At 69.2% G+C, this 10,086-nt stretch carries 9 protein-coding genes; 7 read left to right on the forward strand and 2 right to left on the reverse strand.

The features are described from left to right. Positions 1–146 precede the first annotated feature (146 nt). The 4 genes from ACZ7DY_RS34210 to ACZ7DY_RS34225 are packed head-to-tail and all read left to right on the forward strand — an operon-like array spanning position 147 to position 5,032. Positions 147–2,363 (forward strand): polyribonucleotide nucleotidyltransferase, encoded by a 2,217-nt coding sequence (locus tag ACZ7DY_RS34210; protein WP_471142498.1) that lies wholly within the window; start codon positions 147–149, stop codon positions 2,361–2,363. Next, positions 2,360–3,739 carry a M16 family metallopeptidase gene (locus ACZ7DY_RS34215; protein WP_471142501.1) on the forward strand — a complete coding sequence of 460 codons (1,380 nt, stop codon included), beginning with the start codon at positions 2,360–2,362 and terminating at the stop codon, positions 3,737–3,739. The genes ACZ7DY_RS34210 and ACZ7DY_RS34215 overlap by 4 nt, the downstream gene beginning before the upstream one ends. A 52-nt stretch (positions 3,740–3,791) precedes the next feature. Next, the gene (gene dapB / locus ACZ7DY_RS34220) at positions 3,792–4,544 is read left to right on the forward strand and encodes a 4-hydroxy-tetrahydrodipicolinate reductase (RefSeq protein ID WP_471142503.1); all 753 of its coding nucleotides are present in this window, start codon (positions 3,792–3,794) and stop codon (positions 4,542–4,544) included. A 35-nt stretch (positions 4,545–4,579) separates the two neighbouring features. Further along, positions 4,580–5,032 carry a hypothetical protein gene (locus ACZ7DY_RS34225; protein WP_471142506.1) on the forward strand — a complete coding sequence of 151 codons (453 nt, stop codon included), beginning with the start codon at positions 4,580–4,582 and terminating at the stop codon, positions 5,030–5,032. A gap of 13 nt (positions 5,033–5,045) precedes the next feature. Here ACZ7DY_RS34225 and ACZ7DY_RS34230 read toward each other — a convergent pair whose 3' ends face one another. Then, positions 5,046–5,612, reverse strand: a complete 567-nt coding sequence (locus ACZ7DY_RS34230) for a hypothetical protein (protein ID WP_471142508.1) — start codon at positions 5,610–5,612, stop codon at positions 5,046–5,048. Positions 5,613–5,733: 121 nt separating this feature from the next. Next, the gene (locus tag ACZ7DY_RS34235) at positions 5,734–5,973 is read right to left on the reverse strand and encodes a hypothetical protein (RefSeq protein ID WP_471142511.1); all 240 of its coding nucleotides are present in this window, start codon (positions 5,971–5,973) and stop codon (positions 5,734–5,736) included. 199 nt (positions 5,974–6,172) lie between these two features. Between ACZ7DY_RS34235 and thyX the strand changes: the two genes are divergently transcribed. The 3 genes from thyX (at position 6,173) to ACZ7DY_RS34250 (ending at position 9,838) form a co-directional block, all read left to right on the forward strand. Continuing rightward, on the forward strand, positions 6,173–6,913 hold the full coding sequence (gene thyX / locus ACZ7DY_RS34240; protein ID WP_471142513.1) for an FAD-dependent thymidylate synthase: 741 nt from the start codon (positions 6,173–6,175) through the stop codon (positions 6,911–6,913). A 190-nt stretch (positions 6,914–7,103) separates the two neighbouring features. Next, positions 7,104–8,003, forward strand: a complete 900-nt coding sequence (dapA, locus tag ACZ7DY_RS34245) for a 4-hydroxy-tetrahydrodipicolinate synthase (RefSeq protein WP_471142515.1) — start codon at positions 7,104–7,106, stop codon at positions 8,001–8,003. Between the two features lie 149 nt (positions 8,004–8,152). After that, positions 8,153–9,838 carry a ribonuclease J gene (locus ACZ7DY_RS34250; protein ID WP_471142516.1) on the forward strand — a complete coding sequence of 562 codons (1,686 nt, stop codon included), beginning with the start codon at positions 8,153–8,155 and terminating at the stop codon, positions 9,836–9,838. Positions 9,839–10,086 lie beyond the last annotated feature (248 nt).

A 10,086-nucleotide genomic window follows, 5' to 3' on the forward strand; every position in this document is an offset into this window, starting at 1 on the left:
CAGTCCCGGACCGGACGGGACACCGTCCCGAGCCTCTCGGGACACCCCCGGTCCACGGGCGGCCCTGTCACGGGCCCCCAGGGACGCCGTCCCGGGCCACACGGGCCCAGGGGCGAGAAGACGAAACGTAGACACGTAGGAGAACAGTGGAGAACGAGACCCACTACGCCGAGGCCGTCATCGACAACGGCACGTTCGGCACCCGCACCATCCGCTTCGAGACGGGCCGTCTGGCCCGTCAGGCCGCCGGCTCCGCCGTGGCCTACCTGGACGACGACACGATGGTCCTCTCGGCCACCACCGCGTCCAAGAAGCCCAAGGACCAGCTCGACTTCTTCCCCCTGACGGTGGACGTCGAGGAGCGGCAGTACGCCGCCGGCAAGATCCCCGGCTCCTTCTTCCGTCGTGAGGGCCGGCCCTCCGAGGACGCGATCCTCACCTGCCGCCTGATCGACCGCCCGCTGCGTCCTTCCTTCAAGAAGGGCCTGCGCAACGAGATCCAGGTCGTCGAGACGATCATGGCTCTCAACCCCGACCACCTGTACGACGTGGTCGCGATCAACGCCGCCTCCTGCTCCACGCAGCTGGCCGGCCTGCCCTTCTCGGGCCCGATCGGCGGCACGCGCGTGGCGCTCATCAAGGGCCAGTGGGTCGCTTTCCCGACGCACACCGAGCTCGAGGACGCCGTCTTCGACATGGTCGTCGCCGGTCGCGTCCTCGATGACGGCGACGTCGCGATCATGATGGTCGAGGCCGAGGCCACCGAGAAGACCATCGAGCTCGTCAAGGGCGGCGCCGAGGCGCCGACGGAGGAGGTCGTGGCCGCCGGCCTCGAGGCCGCCAAGCCCTTCATCAAGGTCCTCTGCAAGGCCCAGTCGGACCTCGCCGCCAAGGCCGCCAAGCCCACCGGCGAGTTCCCGATCTTCCTCGACTACGAGGACGACGTCCTCGAGGCCCTGACCGCCGCGGTCAAGACCGAGCTCGCCCAGGCGCTCACCATCGCCGGCAAGCAGGAGCGCGAGACCGAGCTGGACCGCGTCAAGGCGCTGGCCGGCGAGAAGCTGCTCCCGCAGTTCGAGGGCCGCGAGAAGGAGATCTCCGCCGCGTACCGCTCGCTGACCAAGAGCCTGGTCCGTGAGCGCGTCATCAAGGAGAAGAAGCGGATCGACGGTCGCGGTGTGACCGACATCCGTACGCTCGCCGCCGAGGTCGAGGCCATCCCGCGCGTGCACGGCTCGGCGCTGTTCGAGCGTGGCGAGACCCAGATCCTGGGCGTCACCACGCTGAACATGCTCCGCATGGAGCAGCAGCTCGACACCCTCTCCCCGGTGACGCGCAAGCGCTACATGCACAACTACAACTTCCCGCCGTACTCCACCGGCGAGACCGGCCGCGTCGGCTCCCCCAAGCGCCGCGAGATCGGCCACGGCGCCCTCGCCGAGCGCGCGCTCGTGCCGGTGCTGCCGACGCGCGAGGAGTTCCCGTACGCGATCCGTCAGGTCTCCGAGGCCCTCGGTTCCAACGGCTCGACGTCCATGGGCTCCGTCTGCGCCTCCACCATGTCGCTGCTGAACGCCGGTGTGCCGCTGAAGGCCGCCGTCGCCGGTATCGCCATGGGTCTGATCTCCCAGGAGATCGACGGCGAGACGCACTACGTCACCCTCACCGACATCCTCGGTGCGGAGGACGCCTTCGGCGACATGGACTTCAAGGTCGCCGGCACGAAGCAGTTCGTGACCGCGCTGCAGCTCGACACCAAGCTCGACGGCATCCCCGCCTCGGTCCTGGCCGCCGCGCTGAAGCAGGCCCGCGACGCCCGTCTGCACATCCTCGACGTGATGAACGAGGCCATCGACGTTCCGGACGAGATGTCCCCGAACGCGCCGCGCATCATCACCGTCAAGATCCCGGTGGACAAGATCGGTGAGGTCATCGGCCCCAAGGGCAAGATGATCAACCAGATCCAGGAGGACACCGGCGCCGACATCACGATCGAGGACGACGGCACCATCTACATCGGTGCCGCCGACGGCCCGGCCGCCGAGGCCGCCCGCGCCACGATCAACGGCATCGCCAACCCGACCATGCCGGAGGTCGGCGAGCGCTACCTGGGCACCGTCGTGAAGACGACGACCTTCGGCGCGTTCGTCTCCCTGCTCCCGGGCAAGGACGGCCTGCTGCACATCTCGCAGATCCGCAAGCTCGCCGGCGGCAAGCGCGTGGAGAACGTCGAGGACGTCCTCGGTGTGGGCCAGAAGGTCCAGGTCGAGATCGCCGAGATCGACTCCCGCGGCAAGCTGTCCCTCATCCCCGTCGTCGAGGGTGAAGAGGGCGAAGACCAGAAGGACGACACCGACAAGTGACGTCGCGTAGCACCACGACGACGGCCCGCACCTCCTCGGAGGCGCGGGCCGTCGCCCGTACCCAAACCCTCATCAAGGGCGAGCACGGCATCGGCACGGTCCGCAGGACGACCCTCCCCGGTGGCCTGCGCGTCGTCACGGAGACCCTGCCCTCCGTGCGCTCGGCGACCTTCGGGATCTGGGCCAACGTCGGATCACGTGACGAGACCCCGTCCCTGAACGGCGCCACGCACTACCTGGAGCACCTCCTCTTCAAGGGCACCAGGAAGCGCAGCGCCCTGGACATCTCGGCCGCGCTCGACGCGGTCGGCGGCGAGATGAACGCCTTCACGGCGAAGGAGTACACGTGCTACTACGCGCGCGTGCTCGACACCGACCTGCCGCTCGCCATCGACGTCGTCTGCGACATGCTGACGGGCTCCCTGATCCTCCAGGAGGACGTCGACGCCGAGCGCGGCGTCATCCTCGAAGAGATCGCGATGACCGAGGACGACCCGGGCGACTGCGTGCACGACCTGTTCGCGCACACGATGCTCGGCGACACCCCCCTCGGCCGCCCGGTCCTCGGCACCGAGGAGACGATCAACGCCCTCACCGCCGACCGCATCCGCCGCTTCTACAAGAAGCACTACGACCCGACGCACCTGGTGGTCGCCGCCGCGGGCAACGTCGACCACAACAAGGTCGTGCGCCAGGTCCGCGCCGCCTTCGAGAAGGCCGGCGCGCTCCAGCGCACCGACGCGGTCCCGCTCGCCCCGCGCCAGGGCTCGCGCACGCTGCGCACCTCCGGCCGCGTCGAGGTCATCAACCGCAAGACCGAGCAGGCCCACGTCATCCTCGGCATGCCGGGCCTCGCCCGCACCGACGAGCGCCGCTGGGCCCTCGGCGTCCTGAACACCGCGCTCGGCGGCGGCATGTCCTCCCGCCTCTTCCAGGAGGTACGGGAGAAGCGCGGCCTGGCCTACAGCGTGTACTCGTACACGTCGGGCTTCGCCGACACCGGCCTCTTCGGCGTGTACGCGGGCTGCCGGCCCAGCCAGGTCCACGACGTCCTGAAGATCTGCCGCGACGAGCTCGACCAGGTCGCGGAGCACGGACTGACGGACGACGAGATCGGCCGCGCCATCGGCCAGCTCGCGGGCTCCACCGTCCTCGGCCTGGAGGACACCGGCGCCCTGATGAACCGCATCGGCAAGAGCGAGCTCTGCTGGGGCGAGCACATGTCGGTCGACGACATGCTGGCCAGGATCTCCGCGGTCACCCCCGACGAGGTCCGCGAGGTGGCCCGCGACGTGCTCGGCCACCGGCCGTCCCTGGCGGCCATCGGCCCGCTCAAGGACAAGCAGGCGGCCCGCCTCCACGAAGCGGTCGCCTAGCCACGTGAGGGCCCCGCAGCCGCGGGCCCGACTCCCGTAAGGAATGAAGGACATGAGCAAGCTGCGCGTGGCGGTCATCGGCGCCAAGGGCCGGATCGGCTCCGAGGCCGTGAAGGCCGTCGAGGCCGCCGACGACATGGAACTGGTCGCCGCCCTCGGCCGCGGCGACGCACTGGAGTCGCTGACCGAGGCCGGCGCCCAGGTCGCCGTCGAGCTGACCAACCCCGACGCCGTCATGGAGAACCTCGACTTCTGCGTACGGCACGGCATCCACGCCGTCGTCGGTACGACGGGCTGGACCGACGAGCGCCTCGCGCGGCTGCGCACGTCGCTGGCCGCCTCCCCGGAGACGGGCGTGCTCATCGCCCCGAACTTCTCCATCGGCGCGGTCCTCACGATGAAGTTCGCGCAGATCGCCGCGCCTTACTTCGAGTCCGTCGAGGTGGTCGAGCTGCACCACCCGAACAAGGCCGACGCCCCCAGCGGCACCGCCACGCGCACCGCCCAGCTCATCGCCGAGGCGCGCAGGAACGCGGGCAGCGCCCCGCAGCCCGACGCCACGACGACGGCCCTGGACGGCGCCCGCGGCGCGGACGTCGACGGCGTGCCGGTGCACTCCGTGCGCCTGCGCGGCCTCCTCGCCCACCAGGAGGTCCTGCTCGGCGGTGAGGGCGAGACCCTGACGGTGCGCCACGACTCGCTGCACCACAGCAGCTTCATGCCGGGCATCCTGCTCGGCGCGCGCCGCGTGGTCGACACCCCGGGGCTCACGTTCGGTCTCGAACACTTCCTGGATCTCGGCTGAGCCGGGAGTCGAGCGCCGAGAGACAGCTGAGAGACATGCGCGCGAAGCTCACCTACGCCGTCACGGCCGCCGTCCTGGTCGTCTACTTCGTCCTGGTCGGCAGCCGCGGCGTGCTCCTGATACAGCACGGCACCCTGCTCACCGTCACCTTCGGTGTCGCGGTGCTGATCCTGCCGGTCATCGGTGTCTGGTTCCTCTGGAAGAACACCCAGTTCGTCCGGCGCGCCAACCGCCTCGCCGCCGAGCTGGAGGCCGAAGGGGGCCTGCCGGTCGACGAGTTGAAGCGGACCCCGGGCGGCCGCATCGACCGTGACTCGGCCGACGAGGTCTTCGCCCGCCGCAAGGCGGAGACCGAGGACTCACCGGACGACTGGCGGTGCTGGTTCCGGCTGGCCGTCGCCTACCACGACGCCCGCGACACGCCCCGCGCACGCAAGGCCATGCAGAGGGCCATCGCCCTGCACGCGGGCCGGCCCGTCAACGTCTAGGGGCGGTTCTGGTTCAGGCGGTGGGCCGGTACTCCTCGGCCCACACTTCGATGGAGTCGGCCGCGCGGTTGAACGCCTCGTGCCGCGCGAGGAAGTCGGCGCTCCGGTCGGTCAGCAGCAGCTGCGGCCCGCCGTCGCGCGGCCCCTGGTCACGTCGTACGAGGACGAGCGCCTGCCCCTGCACGGTCCGGGGCAGACCCAGCCAGCGCACCGGCTGCTGCGCGGTCCGTACGGCGGACACCTGCGCCCACGGAACCGTCCGCGTCGTCAGGAAGCCGACCTTGCGCAGCCCGTGAGCGCTCACCCAGGTGCCCACGCGAAGCAGCCGCAGGGCACCCGCGATGGTGACCAGGGCGAGACCCGCGCAGATCGCGGCGCCCGCCAGGGAGTCCGCGAACGCGATGATCACGGCGGCGAAGAGGACGAACGAGGCGAGCAGCAGCAGAAGCGCGGACGCCCCGACCCGCCAGGGGCCGGGGCGGTAGGGCCGACGCCACTGATCGCGGTCGTCGAAGGGCAGCGCGGCGTCGTCCGCCACGTCGTCGAAAGTGCGGTCCGCGGTCAGGAAAGGCAGGGGCACGGGCTGATCCTCACTCGATCCACACAAGGGGCTGTGCCCGGTGAGGTTATCGAGCCGTGCCGTCGGCTACCACTGTTGGGGGTCCGGACGAGTCGGGGCCGGATGGCCCAGGTCAGCGCGGTCAGCGTCCGTCGGAGGCTTCGGACTGCTGGTGCTGCGCGGGCGACTGGTCGGCGGACATGGCGGGCATCCCGAAGAGCAGGGATCCCACGAGGCCGGCCACCACGGTGAGGCCGATGAGCGTGCGGCCCATGATCTGACTGGCCGACGCGCGTTCTCGGGGCGGGGGAGTGACGTTGCTGCGGAACTTGTCGGCTTCGGCGATGAAGGCGAACGGGACGGGCTCTCGCCGACGGAACATGGGGCGCGCTTCTCCTTACGGGTCTCGAACGGAGCTCTGTGGACTCTGTTACATGGATAGACGCTCGAATCGCCCAAAAGGTGCCCTGATTCGGCAAATTAGTCGAAGAATGTGGCGGCGGGTCACCGGACGGCCGATTGTCGGTGCCGGGCCATAGAGTGGGCGCCGCCCGAGTGATGCACATGGAAGGACCCCCGCCTTGAGCGAGACCCCCACCGAAGACCTCAAGCCCAGCTTCCGCAGCGAGGTCACCGTCGAGCTGGTGAAGCACGCCGCCACCGACTCGGACGTCCTGTGGGCCGCCCGCGTCTCCACGGCGGGAGAGCAGTCCCTCGACGAGCTCCAGAAGGACCCCGAGCGCTCCAAGGGCCTGATCAACTACCTGATGCGGGACCGCCACGGCAGCCCCTTCGAGCACAACTCGATGACGTTCTTCATCAGCGCCCCCATCTTCGTCTTCCGCGAGTTCATGCGGCACCGCGTGGGCTGGTCGTACAACGAGGAATCGGGCCGCTACAGGGAGCTCCAGCCCACGTTCTACGTGCCCGACGAGTCCCGCAAGCTCGTCCAGGAAGGCCGCCCCGGCAAGTACGTCTTCGTCGAGGGCACCCAGGCCCAGCAGGAGCTCACCGGCCGCGTCATGGAGGACTCCTACCGCCGGGCGTACGAGGCGTACCAGGAGATGCTGGCCGCCGGCGTCGCCCGCGAGGTCGCCCGCGCGGTGCTCCCCGTCGGCCTCTACTCCTCGATGTACGCGACGTGCAACGCCCGTTCGCTGATGCACTTCCTCGGCCTGCGCACGCAGCACGAGCTCGCCAAGGTCCCCTCGTTCCCGCAGCGGGAGATCGAGATGGTCGGCGAGAAGATGGAGAAGCACTGGGCAGAGCTCATGCCTCTCACCCACGCGGCCTTCAACAAGAACGGACGTGTGGCGCCGTAAGGCACTGATGTGCGGATGCACCGAGCGAAGTGTCCGTATTGCGGCACTTCGTGAAGTTCATCTAGCCTGATCAAACGGACCCGGCACTGCTTGAACCCCCGAGCAGGCAGTGCCGGGCTCCACACTTGTCAGGTCCGCACACATCCCCCGAGGGGCGACCCCGCGCTGAGCAGCGAGTAGCGTGTTACCCATGGCTCCGACCTCCACTCCGCAGACCCCCTTCGGGAGGGTCCTCACCGCCATGGTCACGCCCTTCAAGGCGGACGGCGCACTTGACCTCGACGGCGCGCAGCAGCTCGCCGCCCACCTGGTGGACGCAGGCAATGACGGCCTCGTCATCAACGGCACCACCGGTGAGTCCCCCACCGTCAGTGACGCGGAGAAAAACGATCTCGTACGAGCCGTACTGGACGCCGTCGGAGACCGCGCCCACATCGTCGCGGGCGTCGGCACGAACGACACCCGTCACAGCATCGAGCTCGCCCGCGCCGCCGAGCAGGCCGGCGCCCACGGCCTCCTGACCGTCACGCCGTACTACAACAAGCCCCCGCAAGAGGGCCTGTTCCGGCACTTCACCGCGATCGCCGACAGCACCGGGCTGCCGGTCATGCTGTACGACATCCCGGGCCGCAGCGGCGTGCCGATCAACACCGAGACGCTCGTCCGCCTCGCCGAGCACCCCCGGATCGTCGCCAACAAGGACGCCAAGGGCGACCTCGGCCGCGCCAGCTGGGCCATCGCCCGCTCGGACCTGGCCTGGTACTCCGGTGACGACATGCTGAACCTGCCGCTCCTGTCCGTCGGCGCGTGCGGCTTCGTCTCCGTCGTGGGCCACGTCGTCACCCCCGAACTGCGCGCCATGCTCGAAGCGCACCTCTCGGGTGATGTACAGAAGGCCACGGAGATCCACCAGAAGCTGCTCCCGGTCTTCACCGGCATGTTCCGCACCCAGGGCGTGATCACGACCAAGGCGGCGCTGGCCCTCCAGGGACGTCCCGCGGGCCCGCTCCGTCTGCCGATGGTGGAGCTGTCGCCCGAGGAGACGCACCAGCTCAAGATCGACCTCGCCGCCGGCGGGGTACATCTGTAACCACAGACTTCACAACTGAATACGCGAGACACCGCGGGCGCGGCACGAGCTGCCGGCCGCCCGCACCCCACACAACAACTGCTACTGCACGAACGTCATACGCGCCACGTGCCCAGGAGGTACGTGGCGCGCGTGGTGAGGAGAGTCTTTTGAGTCATCCGCATCCTGAACTGGGCGCCCCCCCGAAGCTCCCGAAGGGCGGCCTGCGGGTCACCCCGCTCGGCGGCCTCGGCGAGATCGGCCGCAACATGACCGTCTTCGAGTACAACGGTCGTCTGCTGATCGTCGACTGCGGAGTGCTCTTCCCGGAGGAGGAGCAGCCCGGAATCGACCTGATCCTGCCGGACTTCACGTCCATCAGGGACCGCCTCGACGACATCGACGGCATCGTGCTCACGCACGGCCACGAGGACCACATCGGCGGTGTCCCCTACCTCCTCCGCGAGAAGCCGGACATCCCGCTGATCGGCTCCAAGCTGACGCTCGCCCTCATCGAGGCGAAGCTCCAGGAGCACCGCATCCGGCCGTACACGCTGGAGGTCGTCGAGGGCGACCGCGAGGCGCTCGGCCCGTTCGACTGCGAGTTCGTCGCGGTCAACCACTCCATCCCGGACGCCCTGGCCGTCGCCATCCGCACCCCCGCGGGCATGGTCGTCGCCACCGGCGACTTCAAGATGGACCAGCTCCCGATGGACGGTCGCCTGACCGACCTGCACGCGTTCGCGCGGCTGAGCGAGGAGGGCATCGACCTCCTCCTCTCCGACTCCACGAACGCCGAGGTCCCGGGCTTCGTCCCGCCCGAGCGCGACATCTCGAACGTGATCCGCGGCGTCTTCGCCGGCGCCCAGAAGCGCATCATCGTGGCGAGCTTCGCCAGCCACGTGCACCGCATCCAGCAGATCCTGGACGCCGCGCACGAGTACGGCCGCAGAGTCGCCTTCGTCGGCCGCTCGATGGTCCGCAACATGGGCATCGCCCGCGACCTCGGCTACCTCCGCGTCCCGCCGGGCCTCGTCGTCGACGTCAAGACGCTCGACGACCTGCCCGACAGCGAGGTCGTCCTGGTCTGCACGGGCTCCCAGGGTGAGCCCATGGCCGCGCTCTCCCGCATGGCCAACCGCGACCACCAGATCCGCATCGTCCAGGGCGACACCGTGATCCTGGCGTCCTCCCTCATCCCGGGCAACGAGAACGCGGTCTACCGCGTGATCAACGGCCTGACCCGCTGGGGAGCCAACGTCGTCCACAAGGGCAACGCGAAGGTGCACGTCTCGGGCCACGCCTCGGCCGGCGAGCTGCTGTACTTCTACAACATCTGCAAGCCCAAGAACCTGATGCCGGTCCACGGCGAATGGCGCCACCTGCGCGCCAACGCCGAGCTCGGCGCCCTCACCGGCGTCCCGCACGACCGCATCGTGATCGCCGAGGACGGCGTCGTCGTCGACCTCGTCGAGGGCAAGGCGAAGATCGTCGGCAAGGTCCAGGCGGGATACGTCTACGTGGACGGTCTCTCCGTGGGCGACGTCGGCGAGCCCGCGCTGAAGGACCGCAAGATCCTCGGCGACGAGGGCATCATCTCGGTCTTCGTGGTGGTGGACTCCAGCACCGGCAAGATCACCGGCGGTCCGCACATCCAGGCCCGTGGCTCCGGCATCGACGACGGTGTCTTCACCACGGTCATCCCGAAGATCCAGGAAGTCCTGGAGAAGTCGGCCCAGGACGGCGTGGTCGAACCCCACCAGCTGCAGCAGCTCATCCGCCGCACGCTGGGCAAATGGGTCTCGGACAACTACCGCCGACGTCCGATGATCCTGCCGGTGGTCGTCGAGGTCTGACCCTCCCGACCGCACGAGCTCAGGAGCGGGGCGCCTCGATTTGCATCGGGGCGCCCCGCTCCGTTAGGTTTACGGCTCCGCCAGCGAGGGAACCCGCGGTACTTCAGGTGCCGGGGACCAACCCGAGCGGGGCGGAAATTCCGACTCAGAATCTCTGATAAAGTCGGATCAGCCGAAAGGCAAAGGCCCTCCAACGGCCACCGGAAATGAAATCCGAACCGGGAACGGAACGGAAAACGGATCTGGTA

This window comes from Streptomyces sp. NPDC037013, from assembly GCF_055607265.1.